The sequence below is a fragment of the Longimicrobium sp. genome (assembly GCF_036399935.1).
In the GTDB taxonomy this organism is placed as follows: Bacteria; Gemmatimonadota; Gemmatimonadetes; order Longimicrobiales; family Longimicrobiaceae; genus Longimicrobium.
Window position 1 is genome coordinate 220851 of sequence record NZ_DASWMD010000021.1, and the last position, 22033, is coordinate 242883.

Consider the following 22033-nt stretch of genomic DNA (forward strand, 5'->3'; position numbering starts at 1 on the left):
CGATGCGCGAGCGGACGGGGTATTGGGCGGAATTTCGCCCACTCAACAACAAGTTAGGGCGCTTGGAAAGCATCGCGGTAGCCGCAGGTGCTCTCTCTCCGTGACGTGCATCAAGCAATAGAGTCAGTTCCCGCGTCCGCGGAGCGACCTAACAATCGGCTGCAGGGGATGCGGGGCAGTGCACGCTTTCGACTGGGATGAAAGTCTTGCGCGGCGGCCCCGCACCCCTGGCCCTTGGGGCGTTAGCGTCACTCTCATTTAACACGGTTATGCCAATCTACGACAAGCCGGTCCGAATTCTGATCCGCGACATGGCGCAGGAGCTTGCTCCCGCTCTGGGCCACGTGTTCACCAAGGACGACGCGCTGGCGTGGTTTGCCGCGAAGTACCCCAAGATCAAAGAGGGTACTATTTCAGCGCACTTGATTCGCTTCTCGACCAACGCTGCCAGCCGGCTTCACTACAGCGTCAAGGTGGATGAAGACCTGCTGTTTCAGGTCGACGGCGGGAGCTTCCGCCTGTACGATCCGTCAAACGACCCTGCTCCGATTCACGCCAGGTCGGATGTGATCACAACGCCGGTTGTTCGCGAGTCGGTTTCGGAAGAACTGGCCAACGAATTTGCGTATGAAAGTGACTTGCGTGATTTCCTGGCCAGGAACTTGAGCTTGCTTGAACCCGGCCTGCAACTTTATCAGGATGAAGGCATCGCCGGAATTGAGTTTCCGGCCGGCGGTCGGTTCATCGACATACTTGCACTTGATTCCAACCGAAATCTCGTCGTGATCGAGCTAAAGGTCTCCAAAGGCTATGATCGCGTGGTGGGCCAACTCCTCCGTTACATGGCGTGGATTCAGAAGCATCAGGCCGAACCCGATCAGCAGGTTCGGGGAATGATAGCCGCGCGAGAGATTTCTGAAGACCTTCGGCTTGCCTGCTCGTACGTGCCGAACGTATCACTGTTCGAGTATGAGCTTTCTGTTACCTTGCGCAAGGTTACATTAGACCCGTAGCGGAGATTTTCTGGACGTTGCTGCGACAGTGGGTAGTTTGTGCAGCGCCGCGTCTCCGTGAGCCGCCTAACGATCGGCTGCAGGGGATGCGGGGCCTTGCATGCTTTCGGGCGAGGCGAGACTCTTCAGCGTCGGCCCCGCACCCTGACCCTTGTGTCGTGAGGCGACGAAGACGATGGCGAAGCGTCTGGATCAGATCCTGGTGGTCGATCTCGAGTCCACCTGCTGGGAGGGGACTCCTCCTCCCGGCCAAGTCAGCGAGATCATCGAGATCGGCGTCTGCACTGTCGATGTCGCCTCGCTGGAGCGGGTTGAGAAGCGGAGCATCCTCATCAAGCCGGTGAAGTCTGAGGTCAGCGAGTTCTGCACCCGGCTCACGACCTTGACCGCTGCTCACCTGAAGGACGCAGGCTCCCTGGCCGATGCGACACGCATTCTCAAGAAGGAGCTCTTTTCACAGGACCGGCTGTGGGCCAGCTGGGGAGACTATGATCGCCGCCAGTTCGAGCGCGCCTGCAAGGAAAAGGGCATCGGCTATCCTTTTGGGATCAGCCACCTGAACGTGAAGACGCTATTCGCCGTGGCCTCCGGCGCAGAACGCGAGCTGGGCATGGACGAGGCGTATGCGCGGTTGGGGCTCGAAATGGAAGGAACCCACCACCGCGGCGCAGACGACGCGTGGAACATCGCTGGCGTGCTTTGCCGGTTGTTGAAGGCGAACAGGGGCCAAGCCTCCTGACAGGCGTGCACCGGACCGCTCGCCGCCCAAGCCCGGTGCAGACACGAGAGCGGATGCGGCCAGCGGCATGTGAGTTGGACGCTAGGGCCGCTGAACATGCATCGTGGTGACGGCAGTCATCCATCCCCCGGCCAAACATTTTCGAGATGAACAAAAGCATCCACACGCATCTGACCCGACCGGCCGCAAACCCTCGGCACCTGGCCCGCTCCTACGCTGTGTGCGCGGCACTCATGCTCGTCCCCCTCAGTTGGCTCGCCCGCATTCAACCCGCGGGCTGGGTACAGCTCCAGGTGGGGATCACTCTGCTGCTCCTCGCGCTTCTGGCCTTCGCGTACCTGAGCTGGCACCGTGAGCCCATCCGCTGGAGTGGTCGCGCCCGGTGGGGGATCGTTGTGGCGCTTGCCGGAGCCCTCGTGCTCATCATGCCACTGTAGTGCCCTGCGCCACCGAATCAACCGCGGCAGCGAACGCCGGCCCGGAGTGCCTGCCGCCAACGAGAATGGAGGCCAGCTTCTAACGAGGGGGACAACGTGGACGAATCTCGCATCCTCGCCCGCATCGAGGAGGAAGTCGCCGCTGGCCTCAGGGGGCTGAACGGGCATTACCGCGCCTGGGCCGAGGCTCACCTCGTCCCCCCTCGGCCGGTCACGGCGCGCATCAGCCTCGATAGCGACACCGTCGAAACGTTCTGGCTGGTCGCGGCCGAAACGGGTACCGACGATTCGGGCTACCGGATCGTCTACGATACTGAGATGGATATGTTCGGGCTAATAACGCGTGTACCGGGTCGCGGCGATATTCTGCTCGGCTTGTACGGTGATTTCGCGCGGACGGTGATCGGCATGTAAGCTCCAAGTGGCGTTCCTGGCGTGCTACGATGACGCGGTGTACCACCCTGGACCCCACCCCTACACGCGCCGCTGGGGCACCTTCACGCCGTACCTGCAGGTGCTGAACGCCTACAACAAGCGCAACGTCCTGTTCTACTTCTACAACTACGACAAGAACCCGCCCACGCGCTCCGGCATCAGCATGTTCCCGCTCCTGCCGTCGATCGGATTCGAGGCGTCGTTCTGAGCCCCACCCGGTCCTACGATCGGTTCCCGATCCGCTTCACGCTCGACCGGCGTCATGGCATCCTTCTGGATCGCGCTGCCTTCGTGAATCTTCGGAGCTGTCCGTGAAGCACGAATCGATACTTCGGGCCCTCGAAGAGCTGCGCCTGCGGCTGGGGGCAGCGGCCTTCGTAGTCCGCGACTACTGGTCGGCTGACCTTTTCGCCACGGGGATCGCGTCATTGAACGACCCCGATCGGCTCGTGTATCTGTCTACTTTCGGCACTCGGCAGAATCGATACGATGTGTCACTGGAGCTACCATCCGGTGAGGCGAACCCGCTGCCCTACACACCAGCGGGCGAATGGACCGACGTAGGCGTTGAGGAGTTGACCATGCTGGTCCGGCGGCATCTCCGTCTTGCCTGAATCCCCAGTTCAACGTTGACGGCGGACCTGTTCTAGCGTGGTGGGGCCACGAGGGTGGACAGACACGGCGCGCGTGCCGTACAAACCGCTTATTGCGAGACGGGGGTCGAGATCATGGGTTCCTTCACACGCCTACTGCGGATAACGCCACGGCGGCTGCAGCCCGCAAAGAATTCGCTTGCGCGTGTGAGATGTATTGTCGCTTGACGGACGGGTGGGGGCGCGTTATCTGGAGGAGCGGGATTCGGCGATGCGCGAGCAGACGGGGTGTTGGCCGGAATTCCGTCTTCTGAACAACAAGTCAGCCGGACGCACTACTCACTCGACCTGGAGAGTACCAGATGATTCAGCTGTACGACGCCGAGCGAGGAACCCGGCTGGGCGAGATCAGCGAAGTGCAGTTCCAGCGCCTCGTGGACTCGCTCCAGGAGGAGTCCGCGACTGACCAGGACTACTACCTGACGGCCGAGACCATCGACATGCTCGCGGGCGATGGTGCCGATGCCGGGTTGGTGGGTCTGCTCCGGGAGGCGCTCGCGGGGCGTGAGGGCATGGACGTGCGCTGGGCGCGTGAGTGACGGCAAGCCCTGGCTGACCTGCTAACTCAGGAGCGGCTGTCGCGAGCCGGGTCGCAAAGCCTCGTGCACGTCGCCCGCTGAAACGGGCTACGTCTCCGCGTCGCCTAACGAGCGCTGCAGTCGACATTCAGCTTCTCATGCGGTGGTGCCCGCCGCGGGCTTGTGCGCCGGTCGGTGTGCCGCTCATGTTCTGGAGCGAAGCTGAATGCGACGGAGGTTTAGGCGTTAGGATACTCCTCACCGACCCGGCTACTCTCTCGATGGCGAAGGACAGGCAGTCCGGTCGGGTCGGATGGCGCACAGCGGCTGCCGCTGTGGCTCTCAGCGCCCTAGTCGCCGGATGGGCTGGAGAGCTGATCGCGCCGGCGGTCGCGATTGGCTACGGCGCACTGAGCTGTATTGCGTTTTTGTTTTACCGCCATGACAAGACTGCGGCTCAAGCTGGCAGGATGCGCACGAGAGAACGGACACTCCACCTGATCGATTTGCTCGGCGGCTGGCCCGGAGGACTTCTCGCTCAAGATCGCTTGCGACACAAAACGCGGAAAGCGACGTTCCAGTTCGTATTCTGGGCGACTGTGGCGATCAATTGCGCGCTGCTCGGCTGGCTACTCCGTGCCGGCCGGGTCCTGTGATTGCCGCCGCATCACCCGCCGTGGCCTCGGCGTTGGTGACCGCTGCCGCGCGCTGGCTGGTACGCATCCGCGGTTAGATCCTTCGGCGCGCAGGTCTGGCGACGCGACGGCACGGTGCGCCTGCCCTGCGCCTCAGGATGACGACACGCGCTTAGGCAGGTACGGCGTGCGTGCGGGTGAAGCCCCGAGCGGGACGCGACAGCGGCCCGAGTCGGGGCTTTCCGCTTTTCCAGCCGCGGGTTCACCCGCCCCTGGGCCCGCACCTGGATCCGCTCCTGGACGGGGTGCCCGGCGGGATTCCGGGCGCACCCGGGAGTGTGTGGCGGATCCCTCGGTCGCTGCGGAGTGCGGAGCGCGGGCCGGGTTCGCGTGGCCGCTTCCTCGGGATGACACCGAGGCGCGGGACCCCTGAACCGCGGGTTCACCCGCCCTGGGACCGCACGAACTGCAGTTCGTGGAGCCGCGCGTACAGCCCGCCGCGGCGCAGCAGCTCGCCGTGCGTGCCACGCTCGCGAAGCTCGCCGTGGTGAAGCACCAGGATCTGGTCCGCGCTCTGGACGGTGGACAGGCGATGCGCGATCACCAGCGAGGTGCGCCCGCGCATCAGCACGGCCAGCGCCTCGTCGATCTGCGCCTCCAGCTCCGAATCCACCGAGCTGGTGGCCTCGTCCAGCACCAGCACCAGGGGCTCGAACGCCAGCGCCCGGGCGAACGACACCAGGCGCCGCTCGCCCACGCTCAACGAAAGCCCGCGCTCACCCAGCGGCTGCGCGTATCCGCCGGGCAGCCGCTGCACGAACCGGTCGGCCCCCACGCGCACCGCCGCCTGGCGCACCGCCTCGTCGCTGATCCCCTCGTTGCCCAGGCGAATGTTGGACGCCACGTCCTCGCTGAACAGGAACACGTCCTGGAGCACCAGCGAAATGCGCCCGCGCAGCTCGGCCACGGGCACCCGGTGGATGGGCACCCCGTCGAACCGCACCTCGCCGCGGCTGGGCTCGTAGAACCTCATCAGCAGCGAGATGATGGTGCTCTTTCCCGCCCCGGTGGCGCCCACGATGGCCACGCGCTCCCCCGGCCGCGCCACGAAGCTGACCCCGCGCAGAACCCACTCGCCGTCGTCATCGTAGCGGAACCAGACGTCGCGGAACTCGATCTCACCCCGCCCCGGCTCCGGCAGCCGAAGGGGCTCGGCCGCGTCGCGCACCTCGGGCTCGGTGTCCAGCAGCTCGAAGATGCGCTCCGACGCCGCCATGGCGCCCTGCAGGATGTTGTACTTTTCCGACAGGTCCTGGATGGGGCGGAAGAAGCGGCGCGTGTACTGGAGGAAGGCGGCCACCACCCCCACCGTCATGGCGCCCTGGATGGTTTCGCCGCCGCCGTACCACAGGATCAGCGCCAGGGCCACGGCCGTCAGCACCTCGATGACGGGAAAGAACAGGGCGTAGTAGGTGATGGAGCGCAGGTGCGCCTCCAGGTGGTCGGCGTTCACCTGCTTGAAGTTCTCCATCACCGGCCGCTCGCGCCCGAAGAGCTGCACCACGCGCAAGCCGGACACGTGCTCCTGCGTAAAGGCGTTGATGCGCGCCAGCCGCACCCGGATGTCGCGGTAGGCCGTGCGGATCAGCCCGCGGAAGACGAACGTGGTCACCGCCACCAGCGGCAGCACCGTAAAGGTCACCAGCGCAAGCCGCCAGTTCAGCTGAAGCATCAGCCCCAGGATGAAGAGCACGGTGAACACGTCGCCGAACACCGTGACCAGGCCGGACGAAAACGCCTCGTTCAGCTGCTCGACGTCGTTGGTCACCCGCGTCATCAGCCGCCCGACCGGGTTGCGGTCGAAGTAGCGCAGCGACAGACGCTGAAGGTGCGCAAACACCTCCGTGCGCAGGTCGAACATCACCCGCTGCCCCAGCCAGGTGGTCAGCAGGGTGTGCAGGTACTCGGTAGCGAACGCCAGCACCAGCGCACCCACGTAGAACGCCACCAGCCGCGTCAGCAGGGCGGCGTCGCGCTCGGGGATGGCCCGGTCCAGCGCCACCTTGGTCAGGTACGGCCCCGCCAGCTCCAGCGCCGCCCCGGCGAACAGCAGCAGCAGGGCCAGCGCCACGCGCCACTTGTACGGGCGCAGGTAGCCGATCATGCGGCGCAGGAGCCGCGCGTCGTAGGCCCGGGCGTCGGGCTCCAGGGCGGCGTCGCTCACGCGCGAACCCGGGGGAAAATGACCGATGACATGGGGCGGAACGTATCGGCGGCAAGGCGGGCGGGCAACGCGCGCGGGCCATCGTTGACAACGCTGTAACGCCCGAATAGCTTGCGCTTACCTCCCTCCCGGCAACTCACGGGGCCACACGCTCCATTACGCCACACACCCGCATGTCACTGGCCCGTTCCCCCGGCGCCGCGACGCTCCGCGCCCCCGCGCTGGCGATCTGTGCCGCCGCGTTCCTGGCGCTCGGCGCGTGCGGCCGGGAGGGGGGCGAGCCCCTGCTGCTGGGCCTCGCGGTGCCGCTCACCGACACCAAGGGCGCCGAAGACACCTACGGGGTGCGTTCGCGGCTGGGGGCGGAGCTCGCGGTAGAGGAGATCAACAAGGCGGGGGGCATCGGCCGGCGGCAGCTGGCGCTGCGCGTGGTGAACGACAAGGGCGACCCCGAGTCGGCCATCGCCGCCGCCGACTCGCTGGTGAACGACCCGCGCGTGCTGGCCGTGGTGGGCCACGTGTACTCCGGCGCCACCATCAAGGCCGCCGCCACCTACGAGGGCCGGGTGGCCGCCCTGGCCACCAGCGCCACCAGCCCCGAGGTGTCGCGCCTGGGGCCGTGGATCTACCGCGTGGCCAGCAGCGACTCGGCCAACGCGGTGGCGCTCGCGCAGATGGCCCGGCAGATGGGGCGGCGCATCGGCGTGCTGTACGCCAACGACGACTACGGGCAGGGGCTGGCGCGCAACTTCATGGCGGCCCTGCAGAAGAGCGGCGCGACGGCCGTAGCCGCCGATCCGTTCCTGGACGACACGCAGGACTTCACCCCCTACCTGCGGCGGATGCAGCGCCGCGGGGTGGACCTGGTGTTCCTGGCCGGCCTGCAGGACCCGGCCGCGCGGGCCATCACCCAGGCGCAGTCGCTGGGGATGCAGGCCCGCTTCATGGGCGGCGACGGCATCGAGGGGCTGGCGGCCGCGGGGGCGCGCTTCGACGGCACCGGGGTGGGGCTGCTGTTCCATCCGCAGATGTCGGATTCGTCGCGCGCCTTCGCGGCGCGATACCGGGCCCGCTACGGCGACGAGCCGGACTCGCAGGCGGCGCTGGCGTACGACGCGGTGCGGCTGATGGCGCGCGCGCTGGCCGACGGGCGGCAGACCCCAGAGGCCATCCGCGGCTACCTGGAGCACGTGGGGCAGGACGGCGGCCCACCCGCCTTCGAGGGCGTGGCCGGAAGAGTGGCATTCGATAGCAACGGAGATCCGGTGAACAAGCAGTTCACGCTGGGAGTGATTCAGGGCGGACGCATCGTGCTGCCCCAGGGGGCCCGATGAGCGCGGCGTGGCAGATGGGCCGGGGGCGCGGCACCCTCAAGCGCTGGCTGTACCTGGGCGGCGCCGTCATCGTCGCCGTGTCGATGATCGGCGCCGTCACGTCGGTGATGGTGCTGCAGAAGCTGTCGCGCGACATGGAAAACCGCATGTCACAGCTGCGCATCAGCTCCGAGATCGGCACCTCGCTGGAGTCGCTGATCCTCAACCAGATCGCCGCGGGCGAGCGCTACCTGGTGAGCCCCGACCCGCAGTTCGCGCAGGCGTTCTCGCAGTACGGCCGGCAGGCGCACGAGTCGCGGCGCCGCTACCGGGACCTGGAAAACCTGTCCACCGCCGAGAGCCAGCAGATCGCCGCCATCGAGCAGGCGCACCAGCGCATCGAGGTGGAGTACGCCCTGGCGCACGCGCAGGTAGACGTGGGCGAGCGCGACGCGGCGCTGCGCCGCGTGGCGGTGGTGCGCCCGCAGACGCGGGAACTGGAGCAGTCCATCCGCGCCATCAGCGCCGCGCAAACGCAAAAGGTGACCGACGCCGCCCGCGAGCTGCGCGGCGAGGTCAGCCGCTGGCAGCTGCTGCTGGGCGCCCTGGGGCTGCTGGCGGGGCTGTTCACCGCCGGGCTCATCTACCTGGTGCTGCGGCAGATCCAGACGCCGCTGCGCACGCTGGAGCTGGCCGCCACGCAGCTGGGGGAGGGCGACCTTCGCGTGAGCTTCAACGGCCAGACGGCGGGGATGACGCGCGAGTTCGCCACGCTGGCCGGCGCCTTCGAGCAGATGGCCGGGCAGCTGCGCAACATCGTGGGCGAAACCGCGGGAACGGCGCAGCGCATCAGCAACTTCGCGTCGGACCTGTCCAGCATCAGCGAAGAGGTGGCCGCCTCCAGCGGCGAGGTGGCCACGGCCATGGTGGGCATCGCCGGCGGCGCCGAAACGCAGTCTCAGGGGCTGCAGGCCACCCGCGACGCGCTCGAGGAGATGGGGCAGCGCTCCGACGAAATCGCCCACGCGTCGCAGATGGTGACGTCGCTTTCCGAGCAGATCTACGTGGTGGCCGCGCAAAGCCGCACCGAGGTGTCGGGGGCGCTCCAGCGGCTGCTGGAGATCCGCGAGGTGGTCACCGAGTCGGCCAGCCAGGTGAACGAGCTGGCGCAGACCTCGGCGCAGATCGACCGCTTCGTCGAAACGATCACCGCCATCGCGCGGCAGACCAACCTGCTGGCGCTGAACGCGGCCATCGAGGCCGCGCGCGCGGGCGAGCACGGCCGCGGCTTCGCGGTGGTGGCCGAAGAGGTGCGAAAGCTGGCCGAGGGCTCCGCCCGCGCGGCCAACGAGGTCGCGCAGAACGTGCAGGCCATCCGCGGGCGCATCGCCGAGGTGGTGGGCACCATGGGGCGCAGCACCGAAAAGGTGGCCGACGTCGAAGAGGTGTCGCGCGGCGCCGACAGTGCGCTGGAGCAGATCCTGGCGGCGGTGGACGGGGTGCGCCTGGCCGCCAACCAGGTGGAGGAAGCCGCCGTGCGCAATTCGCAGGCGATGAGCGGGGTGGAGTCGGCGCTGACCGACGTGTCCACCACCTCCGAGTCGCACGCAGCGAGCGCCGAGGAGGTGTCGGCCGCCGCCGAAGAGCAGTCGGCCGCCACGCAGGAGATGTCGGCGTCCAGCGCCGAGCTGCTGCACGCCGCCGAGCGGATGCGCGAGCTGGTCAGCGGCTTCAAGACCTGATCGCGGTTGCGCGATCGCCACGAGAAGCCCGCCTCCGGATTGGAGGCGGGCTTTTTCGTGCGGATCCGTAGCCAATCGACACGCGTCGCCGTGCACCATGGCTTGTCATCCAGAGGCCCAGGCGCACCGAACTGGCCCGCAAGCCGTCCCATGCGGGCCGAAGGATCTTGCCGAGGAAGCCTCGATGCCGGGCCGCGGCAGCGGTCACGACAGCCTTGGGCGCACGTCTGTTCGGGGCTGGCCAGCGGTGCGGTTCGAGGAGTGCCGGCGCATTCCCTTGGGAGCCCCCTCTCCCCGGCCCTCTCCCCCGCTGCGCAGGGGAAAGGGAGAATTCGATCGCGCTTCGGCTGGCCCGCGCGCAGTTCGCGGCGCCCCCCGCGGGGCGGTGCTCGACGCGCTTCGGCTGGTCCCCGCGCAGTCCGCGGGTTGCCCCTCCCCCGGCCCCTCCCCGCATGCTGCGCATGCGGAGAGGGGAGAATTCGATCGCGCTTCGGCTGGCCCGCGCGCGAGTCTGGTGTGTACACCCTCTCCCGCTTGCGGGAGAGGGTGGCACGCGTGTCAGCGCGGCCGGGTGAGGGCCCCACGGCAGCCGAGGCCCACGTAACGGTGACCGCTGCCGCGCCCAGGCTGGTACGTGTCCGCGGCTAGATCCTTCGCCCCGCGAAACCCGTCGTACGGGAGAGTGCAGTGCGCCTGGGGCTCAGGATGACAGGCTTTCGTGCGCCATTTTGCTGCCGGAGCACGCCCAGCCTGGTGTGTACACCCTCTCCCGCTTGCGGGAGAGGGTGGCACGCGTGTCAGCGCGGCCGGGTGAGGGCCCCACGGCAGCCGAGGCCCGCGCACCGTGACCGCCTGCCGCGCCCTGGCCGTGCACGAAAAAGGGCGGCCCCCTCGCGGGAGCCGCCCTTCGACCATCCGACCGCCGCCTGTCAGGCCGCGCTGCCGACGCCCAGAAGCTTCTGCAGCTCCTCGGGCGACAGCTCCTTGCCCGCGTGCTTGCCCATCTTGCGGCCGCGGGAGGCGCGTGCCTCCTTCTTGGTCTCGGCGGGCATGGTGATCGTGGTCACCTGCGGCGCGCCGTCGATGCTCTCCTCGGCGAACACGCTGAACCCGGGCACGTTCACCCGCGCGATGCGCGAGCCCAGCAGGTGCTCCACGGCCGCCACGTCGCCGATCTCGCCGCCCGACATGAACGTGATGGCCACGCCCGTCTCGCCGGCGCGCGCCGTACGGCCTACGCGGTGCACGTAACCCTCGGGATCGCGCGGAGCGTCGTAGTTGATCACGTGGCTGATGCCCTCGACGTCGATGCCGCGCTGGGCCACGTCCGTCGCGATCAGCACCTTCACGTCGCCGCTGCGGAACGCCTCCAGCGCCCGCACCCGCTGCGCCATGTTGCGGTCGCTGTGCATCACCTCCACCGTCAGACCGGCGCGCGTCAACTGGCCGGCGATGCGGTCGGCGCCGAACTTGGTGCGGCTGAACACCAGCGCCGTCCGAACCTCTTCCTGCTTGAGGATGTGCAGCAGCAGCTCGGTCTTCTTGCTCGTTTCCACCGGGTAGACGAACTGCTCCACCCCTTCGGCCGTGGTCACCTTGGGCGCCGCCTCGACCGTGATGGGGTCGTTCAGCAGCTCGTAGGCGAGCGACTTCACCGAGTTGGGCATCGTCGCCGAGAACAGCAGCGTCTGGCGCCCCGTCCGCCGGCACCGCCGCATGATCTGGTCGATCTGCGGCTTGAAGCCCATGTCGAGCATGCGGTCGGCCTCGTCCAGGATCAGCACCTCGACGTTGCTCAGGTCTACGTTGCCGCGCTCCAGGTGGTCGTTCAGGCGGCCGGGCGTAGCGACAAGCACCTCGATGCCGGCGCGCAGGTCGCGGAGGTCCTTGTCCAGCGGCGTGCCGCCGTACACGATCCCCACGAACAGCTCGGTGCCGCGCGAATACATCCGCGCGTTGTCGGCTACCTGGATGGCGAGTTCCCGGGTGGGGCACAGCACCAGCGCGCGCAGCCCTTCCTTGCCGCGAAGCCGGTTCAGGGTGGGAAGCATGAAGGCAGCGGTCTTGCCCGTGCCGGTGGGCGCGCGGCCCAGCACGTCACGGCCCTCCAGGGCGAAGGGAATGGCCTGCTGCTGAATGGGGGTGGGGATTTCATAGCCCAGTTCCCTCACGTTCCGGAGAAGCTCCGGCGCAAGGTCCAACTCGTCGAATCGCATTCTTTTTTCCTGTTCCGTATGTCCGCAGCGTGCCCGGGCTCGTCACTTCCGGGTCAGATTGCGTGCGGCCCGCACAGTTTCGCGTCGGCGGACCACAAGGTGAATTTCGTCTCTTCTCGCAAACCCCTGAATATAAGGCATTTGCGGGTTCCACGCCACCCCTGCGGTCCGGCTGTGGCTGAAAACGTTCGCGCCTGCGAACGGCGAGACGCAGGGAGAACACCATCGTCTCCCTGCGTCTCTGCGCCTCTGCGTGAGGCTGGTTTTGCCTGATCGATCAGCGGTCGCGGGACGTTTCCAGGAGCAGCGTGTAGTCGCCCGTTTCCTCGGCGCCGAAGGAGTTGGCGCGGATCACGTACTCGCCCGTGGCGGGAAGCGTCACTTCCAGCAGCGTGTTGGTGCCCTCGCCGCCGTCGTCCATCGAGGCGACCTCCTCCCACTCGCCGTTCACCATGCGGCCGATCGCCACGTACGTGTCGAAGTCGTCCGACATCATCTGGATCTTCAGCGCCTCGCCCTCGCGGCCCTGGTACGACCACAGGTCGTAGTACGAGTTGTCGGCCTCCAGCACGGCGTCGTCCTCGTTCAGCACGCCCTGCGCGCGCACCCCGGCCTGCAGCGGCTGGGCGGGCTGCGGGCCGCGGGCCGCGGCGCGCTCCTCCAGCCGAAGCGTGTACGCGCCGGTGCCCTCGCCCAGCGGGCTGACGCGGATCACGTACTGTCCATCCTGCTCCAGCGTCATGCGCAGCATGGAGTTGGTGCCCTCGCCGCCCGCCCCGTCGTCGTCGCTTTCAAGTTCCTCGAACGCGCCTCCTTCCATGCGCCCCACCCGCAGGAAGGTGTCGAACTCCTCCGACTCAAGGGTGATGGCGATGCGCTGCCCGGCGCGCCCGGTGAAGGTGTAGGCGTCGTAGAAGGCGTCGTCCTCGTCCGAGACGTTGTCGGTGTCGGCGATCTGCCCCGTGACGGGCTGCCCGGCGGTGATGGCCTGCGACGCCCCGGTAGTGGGCACGGGCGCCTGGGACAGCGACAGCGTGTACGCGCCGCGGCCCTCCTCCGTGAACGACTGGGCGATCAGGACGTACGCCCCGTTGGCGGGAACGGTGAAGCGCATCCGCGAGTTGGTGCCTTCCCCGGCCCCGTCGTCGTCGGAGTCCACCACGTCCATCACGGGGCCGTACAGCCGGGCCACGGTGAGGAAGGTGTCGAAGGTGTCGGACGCCATGGTCGCCACCAGCTGCTGCCCGGCTGTGGCGTCGAAGCGGTACGCGTCGAACGGGCCCCGCTCCAGCCCGGCGGGATCGGTGTCGGCCAGGCTGCCCTGCACCGTCTGGCCCACGCGGATGGGGGGCGCCGTTCCGGGCTGCATCTGCAGGCCGCCGGCGGACGGGGCACAGGCCGCCATCAGGCACGCCGCCGCGATACCGGCTGCCCCACGCTGCATCTTGATCATCGAGTGGTTGGAAGTCTGGGGGATGGATCGCCGGACCAGCAGCCCGGGCGTGGACCTGCGGCACGAACGTGAATCTACGGTGCTACGGCCCGTGCGAAAGGAGTATGTCTACGTTGGCCTTCGGACGGGGCCAAGCCTCACTGCTGCTGATCGGCCTTCGAACGACCGAGGATGAAAGCCGATACCAGCGCGACAACGTCCAGCCCGAACATCACGGTCCCTTCCACCCCATGGCCGGTGGCGACCAGGAATGTGGCGCAGCCGAAACCAACCAGCGCGATGAGCAACGCGCACACCACGCCGATTCGCTCGCTCAGGATGCCGGCCTCCAGTTCCTTACGATCCAAGCTGAGCGCCCGCCGCTCCAGCATCCGCCGGTGAGCGCCCTGCCTGCGGAACTCGGAAAGGATGATCTCTGGCGCGTCCGGGTGGGCCTGCCCGTACCGGACCAGTTCCTCCGCGTCCGGAATGGGACCCCGGCGGAGTTCGAACGTCTCGGCGACGCTCATCGTCACTGAAGAGGGGCGCGACTCCTTGCCGCGCCCCTCAACAATTCGTTCCTGTTCCTGCGGGATCGGGTGCCGTCCCCCGCCCCCTCGGCTTTTCCTTCGGTTATCGGCCATCTTCCCGCTGTCTCACCTGTTGGAACGCGCGGCCGAGATCGCTCCAGACGGCATTCCAATCCGATGCGAGCGCCGCGCTGTCAGAAGGCAGGCGTTCCCAGCGGCGACTGTACCGGGCGGTGCCGCCGCGAATATCGATCGCCCGTCCAAAGCCACGGACGAGGTGCTTCGTGTACTCTCGCATTCCGAAGTCCTTCATGGTTTCGCCCCCCTGTGAGCCGCAGAGACGTGCTCGTACGACGCGATCGCCAATCTAAGCACGCCCCGTGCCTCCGTCCAGATTTGCGTTCCGCACCCAGTCTGTATCCAGCAGACCGCTTCGCGCCCCTGCTCCGGGTTACACAGCCGCGGGTCGGATGGCGTGCGCCGGCCGCGAGCCTGCGTGCAGCCAGGTGCGCGCGGCGAGCGCGGCGACTACGGCCCAGGCCAGCAGCGATCCGGCAGCGAGGGCCATGGCGGGTGAGGCGTCCACGATGGCACGGCCCTCCACCGTCTGCCACGCGATGGCCGCGACGGCCGCGAGCCAGGCGATTCCCGCCGCGTGGATCCACGGCCGCGCGCGCACCGCGCCCACCACGGCCCAGGTGAGCAGGATGGCGACCAGCGGCAGCGCCTGCAGGCCATGGAAGCCCGCGGCGTGCAGCGGCAGGATGCTGGCCCCGGACCCGGCCCGCGATCCCTGGACGGCGCTCATCCACAGCCCGGCGGCGAACGCGGCGAAGGTAGACGCGGCGCCGTAGCGAAGGGCCAGCAGCAGCGGCGCGTCGGCGCCGTCCATCCGCCGCCGCAGGATCTTCCAGGCCAGCACGGCGAACAGCACGATCAGTCCCAGCGCGGTCAGAAAGAACACGCCGCCCAGGATCTGGTCCCGCACGGGCGCCACCTTGCTGAACCGCGGGTCCAGCCCACGGGCGATCTGCACGGTTTCGACCAGGTACGCGTACAGCGCCAGCACCACGCTGAACCCGCGCCAGGTGGCCAGCCCGCGCGGGGAAAAGCGGGCCAGCGGCAGGCACAGCACCAGGGTGAGCAGGTAGATGCCGACGGCGACGTTGAACGTCATCGCCTTTTGCAGGTGACCCTCGGGCGCCACGAACTCGCCCCCGCGGATGCCGATGGCCGCCGCGCACCCCAGCCCCAGGACGATGCCCAGCACGCCCAGTGCGCTCAGCACCCGCTCGCGCCGGTAGACGGACATCACCCGGCCGAACGCCTCCCGCCCCGCGGCCGCCAGCCCGCGCTCCGCGGAGACGATCCCCACGGCCGGCTCCGTTTCCGCCGGCTGGGCCAGGGCCTCGCGGCGGCTGCGGCTCAGCCGGCGCAGCGCGAAATATCCCAGGTACCCCAGGGGGCCGAACATCAGCGTGAACACCAGCACGATCGACTGCACCGGAAGCGGCAGGTAACGCTCGCGCATGTTGTCGCGGTAGATCATCAGCGCCACCGCCTGGTCGAAGGCCAGGATGTGGATCCACGCCACCAGCGCCACGTCGGGGTTGGCCAGCAGCCGGACGACACCCTCCGCGCTGCCGAAGTCCCGCATGATGCCGGGGCCCAGCTGCGCCACCAGGGGAAGGATTCCCGCCAGGTACAGCACGGACAGGAACACGGGAAACACGGATCGCTCCGCGATCCACCGCGTCACGCGCCAGGCCGGAAGCACGATCAGCAGCAGCCAGCCGAGCATGGCGATGGCGGCCACGTCGTAGAGGAAGAGGTACATGCCAGGGGCTCCGGGCGAGGGGACCTGCGGGGGACGGTGGAGGCGCAGCAAAGATACGGCGGCCCCCGCCGCCCATCCAGGGACATGGAACGGACGAAGGCCCGGCCGGGTTTCGGCCGGGCCTTCGCGAGCGGCGCGCGAGAGGGTGGATCCGCGCCGGTGGATCGCCTGGAGACTAGTCGGACGCGGGGCGCGGCCGGCCGATCTGGTAGTCGCGGGGCGGCTCGGCGCCCATCAGGTGCCGGACGAAGTAGTCCCAGCGGCGGCGCATCATGTAGTTGTTGTCGGCCCCGTAGCCGTGGCGCGCGTTGGGGAAGATCAGCAGGTCGAAGTCCTTGCCCGCCTTGATCAGCGCGTCGGCCACCAGCAGGGTGTTGTAGGGCGGCACGTTGTCGTCCATGCCGCCGTGGGCCAGCAGCAGCCTGCCCCGCAGGTTGGCGGCGTGCGTCTGGTTGGCCTCCTGGGCGTAGTTGTCGGTCTCACCGTTCTTCACCAGCATCGCGTGGTACCGCTCGCCCCAGTCGTCCTCGTAGTTGCGGTTGTCGTGGTTGCCCGACTGCGACACGCCCACGTCGAAGAAGTCCGGGTGCCGGAACATGGCCGCCGCCGTGGCGAACCCACCGCCCGAGTGGCCCCAGATGCCCACGCGGTCGATGTCGATGAAGCGGTGGCGCCGCGCCAGCTCGCGCATGCCGGCGATCTGGTCCGGCAGCGTGTTGTCGCCCATGCGGCCGTAGTACGCGTCGGCGAATGCCTTGGAGCGGCCCGGCGTGCCCATCCCGTCGATCTGCACGACGATGAACCCCAGCTCGGCCAGCGCGTGGCTGTCGCCGCGGGCGGGCGAGAAGCTGCGGCTGCCCACGCTTCCCGACTGCGGACCCGGGTAGATGTGGTTGACGATGGGGTACGTCCGCGTGGAATCCAGGTTCGACGGGGTGTACATCAGCCCGTAGATGTCGGTGGTGCCGTCGCGGCCCTTCATGCGGATGGGCGTGGGCGGACGCCACCCCGTCGCCAGCAGGCGCGAGATGTCGGCGCGCTCCAGCGTCTGCAGCACCCGCCCCGTCATGTCGCGCAGCACGGTGACCGGCGGCGTGTCGGGGGTGGAGTAGGTGTCGACGACGTAGCGGCCGTCAGGCGAGAGGGAGACGGTGTGGTTGGCGTTCTCCGGCGTCAGCAGCCGCAGCCCGCGGCCGTCGAAGCCCACGCGGTACAGGTGCTGGAAGTACGGGTCGCGTCCCTGCTCCCTGCCCTGGCCCATGAAGTAGATGGTGCGCGTCCGCTCGTCCACCCGCACGATGTCGACGACGTTCCCCTCACCGGTGGTGATCCGGTTCTTCAGCCGCCCGGTCGCCAGGTCGTACAGATAGAGATGCGTCCAGTTGTCGCGCTGCGACCACCAGATCAGCTCGTTCGAGCCGGGGACCACGCGCCACAGGTTCTCGGTGAACGCCGCGTCGCCCACCTGCGTGGCCGACCGCTCCTCGAACAGGGTGCGCACCTCGCCTGTGCGCGCGTCGGCCACGCGGAACCAGGCCGTCTTGTGGTCGCGCGAGCTCGAGACGAAGGCCACGTGCGAGCCGTCGGGATACCACTGCATGTCGCACAGGGTGCCGCCGCCGCACTGCACGTGGTCAGACACCGTGGAGCGGTGCTGGTCCGCCGGCATGTTCAGCCGCACCACCTGCGGCCGCCCGTCGGCCCCCCTGCCGATGATCACGCGGTGGATGCGGAAGATCACGCTGTCGCCGGGAAGCGGGTACTTCCACGCCTCCAGCCGCGGCTCACCCACGTTGGTCGACACCAGGTACATGTCGGAGGTGCCGCGCGCGTCGTGCTGGAAGGTGGCGATCTGCCGCGAGTCGGGCGACCAGGTGAGCACCGGGTCGTCGCCGTGCACCCAGCCGGCGTTGTTGGTGGCGTAGCCGAACTCCTCGGTGCCGTCGCGGGTCAGCTGCGTCTCCGCGCCGGTGGCCAGTTCCTTCGCCCACAGGTTGAAGCCGCGGATGAACACCGCCCAGCGCCCGTCGGGCGAAACGCTGGAGTTTTCCGGCGCGCCGGGCGCCGCCGCGGACGAGTCGGCCGGGGCGCAGGTATACGCCTGCAGGTCGCAGCTCCACTGGCGGTTCTGCGCGCGCACCGTGATGGAGCGGCTGTCCTTCGCCAGCTCGAACGGGGGGATCTGGCCTGCCTGCACGGGCCGGCCGGAGACGGCGGCCAGCGCCGACGCCAGGCGCGTGGGGTCGAACAGCGCCTCGCGGGTGCGCCGCGCCGGGTCCACGACGAAGAAGGCGCTGCCCCCCGGCGTGGTGGCGCGGTACCAGAACCGCCCGTCCTCCAGCCAGGTGGGCCGGCCGGCGGTGCCGCTGACCAGCGGCGCGGTGTTGGCGCCCAGGAACCGCTCGGCGCGGGCGTAGTCCTGGGCGGTAAGCTGGCGCGGCTGCTGCGCGGCGGCGGGCGCGGCGAGCAGCAGCAGGGCGAGTGCGTAGATGCGCATGGAACTCGTTTGCGGTACGTGAGCGGAACGCGGAACCCGCGTCGGAGCGATCAGCCTGCATATCATTGGGGAGAAGGCCCCGCCGCGCCAGCCCCCGCGCTGAAAAAGGCCCGGCCGAGAACATCCCGGCCGGGCCTTCGCATCGGTGGAGACGACCGCCGTCAGGCGATCATCAGCATCGGGTCTTCCAGGTACTGCTTGAGCGTCTGCAGGAACGCCGCACCCGTCGCACCGTCGATCACCCGGTGGTCACAGCTGAGGGTGACGCGCATCCGCTGGCGGATGGCCATGTTCCCGCCGTCGTCCACCACCACCTTGGGGGTAATGGCGCCCACGGCCAGGATCGCCGCCTCGGGCGGGTTGATGATGGCCGTGAACTCCTCGATGCCGAACATCCCCAGGTTGCTGATGCTGAAGGTGCTTCCCGTGAACTCCTCGGGCTTCAGCTTCTTTTCCCGCGCGCGGCCGGCCAGCTCCTTGACTTCGCGCGAGATGTCGGAGACGCCCTTGAGGTCGGCGTCGCGGATCACCGGCGTGATCAGCCCCTCGTCGATGGCCACGGCCACCCCGATGTGCACCTGCTCGAACAGGTGGATGGCGTCGCCCGTCCACGCCGCGTTCACGAACGGGTGCCGGCGGAGCGCCACCGCGACGGCCTTGATCACCAGGTCGTTGGGGCTGGCCTTGACGCCCTCCTTGGCGAAGCGCTCGTTGATGCGGCCCCGCAGGGACATCGCCTCGCCCATGTCTACCTCGATGGTGAGGTAGAAGGTGGGAACGGGGCCGATGGACTGCGCCAGCCGCCGCGCAATGGTCTTGCGCATCTGCGTGAGCGGGTGCACGCGGAACCGGGCGTCCGTCGACACCGGCACGGGCGCGGCCGCCGGGGCCTGCGGCTGCGCGGCCTCGGCCGGGGCAGCCGGCGCGGACGCCGCCGCCGGGGTGCCGCCGCGGGCGACGGCCTCCTCGATGTCGCGCTTGACGATGCGCCCGCCCGGGCCGCTGCCCTGCACGGCGCCGATCTGCATCCCGGCTTCGGCGGCCAGCTTGCGGGCCAGCGGCGAGGCCTTCACCCGCCCGCCGTCCTGCCCCGCCCCGCCTTCGGCGGAGACGGTGGAGGGCTGCGCCTCCACGGCCGGCGCCGGCGGCTTGGCGTCGGGCGCAGGCGTCGCGGACACGTCGGCCTGCGGTGCTTCGGCCTCATCCTGCGCCGCCGAACCCACCTCGGACGCGGCCGGAGCGCTTGCTTCACCGTTGGCAGCGGCGGGCGCCGGCGAGGGCTTGGCGTCGGCCCCGCCCGTGAGGCTGGAGACGTCCTCGTCGGCCCCGGCGATCACGGCGATCATGGTGCCGACGGGCGAGGTTTCGCCGTCGCCGATCAGGCGCTTGCGAAGCACGCCCGAGCCGCGGGCCACCAACTCCATGGTGGCCTTGTCGGTCTCGACCTCGGCCAGGATGTCGCCTTCCTTGACGTCGTCGCCCTCGTTCTTCAGCCAGCTGATCAGGCGCCCCTCTTCCATCGTGGGGGAGAGCGCCTCCATGTAGACTTTCGTCGCCATCGTCGTCCCGGAGAAGTGCGTGAGTGCGTTGGTGCGCCAGTGCGTGAGGGGAAGGGACTTCCGCACTCACGCACTCACGCACTCACGCACTTATCTGTAGAGAACCTGGTTCACCTTCTGGATCACCATCTCGACGCTGGGCTTGGCGGCGCGCTCCATGGCCTTGGCGTACGGCATGGGCACGTCGGCCTGCGTAACGCGCAGCACCGGGGCGTCCAGGTGGTCGAACGCCTCTTCCTGGATGAGCGCGGCGATGGTGGCCGTGATGCCGCCGAAGGCCCAGCCCTCTTCCAGCAGCACCACGCGATTGGTCTTGGCGACGGTGGCCAGGATGGCGTCGGTGTCCAGCGGGCGAAGGCTGCGCAGGTCCAGCACCTCGGCGTCGATACCGTTCTTTTCCAGCTGCGCGGCGGCCTGCAGCGCCACGTGGATCATCTTGCCGTGCGTGATGATCGATACGTCGCTGCCCGGGCGCTTGAGGTCGGCCACGCCCAGCGGGATGATGAAGTCGTCGTCCTCGGGCACCTCGCCCTTGAGGTTGTACAGCATTTCGCCCTCGAACACGCACACCGGGTCGTCGTCGCGGATGGCGGCCTTCAGCAGCCCCTTGGCATCTGCCGGGGTGCCGGGGACGACGACCTTCACGCCCGGGTAGTGCGCAACCTGCGACTCCAGCGCCTGCGAGTGCTGCGCGGCCAGCTGGAGCGCGGCGCCCGTCGGGCCGCGGAAGGTGATGGGCATCTTGAACTGGCCGCCGCTCATGGAGCGCATCTTGGCGGCCGAGTTGAAGATCTGGTCGAACGCCAGGATGGCGAAGTTCCAGGTCATGAACTCGATCACGGGGCGCACGCCCGTCATGGCCGCGCCCACGCCCAGCCCCGCGAATCCCAGCTCGGTGATGGGCGTGTCGACCACGCGCATCTCGCCGAACTTTTCCAGCAGCCCCTTGGAAACCTTGTAGGCGCCGTTGTACACGCCCACTTCCTCGCCCATCAGGAACACGTCCGGATCGCGCTCCATCTCCTCCGCGAGCGCCTGGTTCAGGGCCTCACGATACGTAATGACGGCCATGCCTCAGCGCCTCCCGTCGAAGTAGAGGCGTCCGTTGACGTCCTCGGTTGCATAGATCTCGGTGTAGAGCTCGTCCACGGCGGGCTCCGGCGACTTTTCGGCGAAGTCGGCGGACTCTTCCGAGACGCGCTTCACCTCTTCGTCCATCTGCTCCAGCTCTTCCTGGCTCAGGATGTTCTGGCGCGCCAGCAGGTCGGCGAAGATGCGGATGGGGTCGTTGCCCTTTTCCTTTTCCACGTCCTCCTTCGTCCGGTACACGCCCGAGACGGGGTCGGACATGGAGTGGCCCACGAAGCGGTAGGTGCGCGCCTCGATGAGCGTGGGGCCGCCGCCGGCGCGGGCGCGGTCCACGGCCTCCTTGGTCACGCGGTACATGTCGAGCACGTCCATGCCGTCCGCCACGGCGCTGGGCATGGCGTAGGCGGTGGCCTTCTGGTAGATGTCGTACAGCGACGACGCGCGCTCCCAGGCGGTGCCCATGCCGAAGCGGTTGTTCTCGACGATCAGGATCATGGGCACCTTCCACAGCGCCGCCATGTTCAGCGACTCGTGGAACGCCCCCTGGTTCACCGCCGCCTCGCCGCAGTACACCTGGATGACGCGCTCCTCCTGGCGGTACTTGATCTTCCACGCCACGCCCAGCGCCAGCGGAATCTGCCCGCCCACGATGCCGTGGCCGCCCAGGTAGTTCTTTTCGGCGTCGAACATGTGCATGCTGCCGCCCTTGCCCTTGCTGCAGCCGTCGGCGCGGCCGTACAGCTCGGCCATTACGGCGCCGGGGGTCACGCCGCACTGCAGGGCGTGCACGTGCTCGCGATAGGCGGTCATCACGTAGTCGTCGGGCGTCTGCGCGTGGATGGCGCCCACGGCGACGGCTTCCTGGCCGATGTACAGGTGGCAGAAGCCGCCGATCTTGCCCAGCGCGTACGCCTCGGCAACCTTCTCCTCGAAGCGGCGCGCCAGCAGCATGTCGTACATCATCTTGCGCAGCTTCTCGGGCTCCAGCCCCTGCAGCCGCTCCTCGTCGCTCAGCGCCGGCTTTTCGGCCGTCATCGCCTCGCGGTCGGGGGCGGCCTCCTGCACCGCCGCCTCGGGGGCCTGGTCTTCGGCGTGCGCGACCGATTCCGTAGCGGCCGCCGTGTCTTCCGCCGGTGCGGCTTCGTGCGTTCTCTTTTTCAGCAT

General features: G+C 68.6%; 19 protein-coding genes. 9 read left to right on the plus strand and 10 right to left on the minus strand.

Annotation, left to right across the window (positions count from 1 at the left end):
• Window positions 1–269 precede the first annotated feature (269 nt).
• The 7 genes from VGB24_RS07770 to VGB24_RS25440 all read left to right on the plus strand — a co-directional run bounded on the left by VGB24_RS07770 (window position 270) and on the right by VGB24_RS25440 (window position 4451).
• Window positions 270–1013, plus strand: coding sequence for an endonuclease NucS domain-containing protein (locus tag VGB24_RS07770; protein ID WP_331072371.1), 744 nt, complete (start codon window positions 270–272; stop codon window positions 1011–1013).
• 175 nt (window positions 1014–1188) lie between these two features.
• Window positions 1189–1752: a 3'-5' exonuclease gene (locus tag VGB24_RS07775; RefSeq protein WP_331072372.1), complete on the plus strand. Its 564-nt coding sequence runs from the start codon at window positions 1189–1191 to the stop codon at window positions 1750–1752.
• A gap of 533 nt (window positions 1753–2285) precedes the next feature.
• Window positions 2286–2603 (plus strand): hypothetical protein, encoded by a 318-nt coding sequence (locus VGB24_RS07780; RefSeq protein WP_331072373.1) that lies wholly within the window; start codon window positions 2286–2288, stop codon window positions 2601–2603.
• Window positions 2604–2640: 37 nt separating this feature from the next.
• Window positions 2641–2832: a hypothetical protein gene (locus VGB24_RS07785; protein WP_331072374.1), complete on the plus strand. Its 192-nt coding sequence runs from the start codon at window positions 2641–2643 to the stop codon at window positions 2830–2832.
• Between the two features lie 103 nt (window positions 2833–2935).
• Entirely contained in the window at window positions 2936–3238 is a 303-nt protein-coding gene (locus tag VGB24_RS07790) for a hypothetical protein (protein WP_331072375.1), read from the plus strand.
• A gap of 341 nt (window positions 3239–3579) precedes the next feature.
• Window positions 3580–3816 carry a hypothetical protein gene (locus VGB24_RS07795; RefSeq protein ID WP_331072376.1) on the plus strand — a complete coding sequence of 79 codons (237 nt, stop codon included), beginning with the start codon at window positions 3580–3582 and terminating at the stop codon, window positions 3814–3816.
• Between the two features lie 260 nt (window positions 3817–4076).
• The gene (locus VGB24_RS25440) at window positions 4077–4451 is read left to right on the plus strand and encodes a DUF1294 domain-containing protein (protein WP_331072377.1); all 375 of its coding nucleotides are present in this window, start codon (window positions 4077–4079) and stop codon (window positions 4449–4451) included.
• A gap of 421 nt (window positions 4452–4872) precedes the next feature.
• Here the strand turns inward: VGB24_RS25440 and VGB24_RS07805 are convergent, their stop codons facing one another.
• Window positions 4873–6654: an ABC transporter ATP-binding protein gene (locus VGB24_RS07805; protein ID WP_331072378.1), complete on the minus strand. Its 1782-nt coding sequence runs from the start codon at window positions 6652–6654 to the stop codon at window positions 4873–4875.
• 173 nt (window positions 6655–6827) lie between these two features.
• On the opposite strand from VGB24_RS07805, the gene VGB24_RS07810 reads away from it, so the two are divergent.
• Both VGB24_RS07810 and VGB24_RS07815 read left to right on the plus strand, forming a co-directional pair.
• The gene (locus VGB24_RS07810; RefSeq protein WP_331072379.1) at window positions 6828–7988 is read left to right on the plus strand and encodes an ABC transporter substrate-binding protein; all 1161 of its coding nucleotides are present in this window, start codon (window positions 6828–6830) and stop codon (window positions 7986–7988) included.
• Window positions 7985–9709, plus strand: a complete 1725-nt coding sequence (locus VGB24_RS07815; protein WP_331072380.1) for a HAMP domain-containing methyl-accepting chemotaxis protein — start codon at window positions 7985–7987, stop codon at window positions 9707–9709. The genes VGB24_RS07810 and VGB24_RS07815 overlap by 4 nt, the downstream gene beginning before the upstream one ends.
• 929 nt (window positions 9710–10638) lie before the next feature.
• Here VGB24_RS07815 and VGB24_RS07820 read toward each other — a convergent pair.
• From VGB24_RS07820 to pdhA, 9 genes are all read right to left on the minus strand, one after another.
• Window positions 10639–11925: a DEAD/DEAH box helicase gene (locus VGB24_RS07820; protein WP_331072381.1), complete on the minus strand. Its 1287-nt coding sequence runs from the start codon at window positions 11923–11925 to the stop codon at window positions 10639–10641.
• Window positions 11926–12202: 277 nt separating this feature from the next.
• Entirely contained in the window at window positions 12203–13378 is a 1176-nt protein-coding gene (locus VGB24_RS07825; RefSeq protein WP_331072382.1) for a PPC domain-containing protein, read from the minus strand.
• Window positions 13379–13515: 137 nt separating this feature from the next.
• Window positions 13516–13887, minus strand: a complete 372-nt coding sequence (locus VGB24_RS07830) for a DUF2335 domain-containing protein (RefSeq protein ID WP_331072383.1) — start codon at window positions 13885–13887, stop codon at window positions 13516–13518.
• 103 nt (window positions 13888–13990) lie between these two features.
• On the minus strand, window positions 13991–14200 hold the full coding sequence (locus VGB24_RS07835; protein WP_331072384.1) for a hypothetical protein: 210 nt from the start codon (window positions 14198–14200) through the stop codon (window positions 13991–13993).
• A gap of 138 nt (window positions 14201–14338) precedes the next feature.
• On the minus strand, window positions 14339–15724 hold the full coding sequence (locus tag VGB24_RS07840) for an ABA4-like family protein (RefSeq protein WP_331072385.1): 1386 nt from the start codon (window positions 15722–15724) through the stop codon (window positions 14339–14341).
• A gap of 175 nt (window positions 15725–15899) precedes the next feature.
• Entirely contained in the window at window positions 15900–18221 is a 2322-nt protein-coding gene (locus VGB24_RS07845; protein WP_331072386.1) for a S9 family peptidase, read from the minus strand.
• A 161-nt stretch (window positions 18222–18382) separates the two neighbouring features.
• On the minus strand, window positions 18383–19780 hold the full coding sequence (locus VGB24_RS07850) for a pyruvate dehydrogenase complex dihydrolipoamide acetyltransferase (protein ID WP_331072387.1): 1398 nt from the start codon (window positions 19778–19780) through the stop codon (window positions 18383–18385).
• A gap of 90 nt (window positions 19781–19870) precedes the next feature.
• On the minus strand, window positions 19871–20851 hold the full coding sequence (locus VGB24_RS07855; protein ID WP_331072388.1) for a pyruvate dehydrogenase complex E1 component subunit beta: 981 nt from the start codon (window positions 20849–20851) through the stop codon (window positions 19871–19873).
• A gap of 3 nt (window positions 20852–20854) precedes the next feature.
• Window positions 20855–22033: a pyruvate dehydrogenase (acetyl-transferring) E1 component subunit alpha gene (gene pdhA, locus VGB24_RS07860; RefSeq protein WP_331072389.1), complete on the minus strand. Its 1179-nt coding sequence runs from the start codon at window positions 22031–22033 to the stop codon at window positions 20855–20857.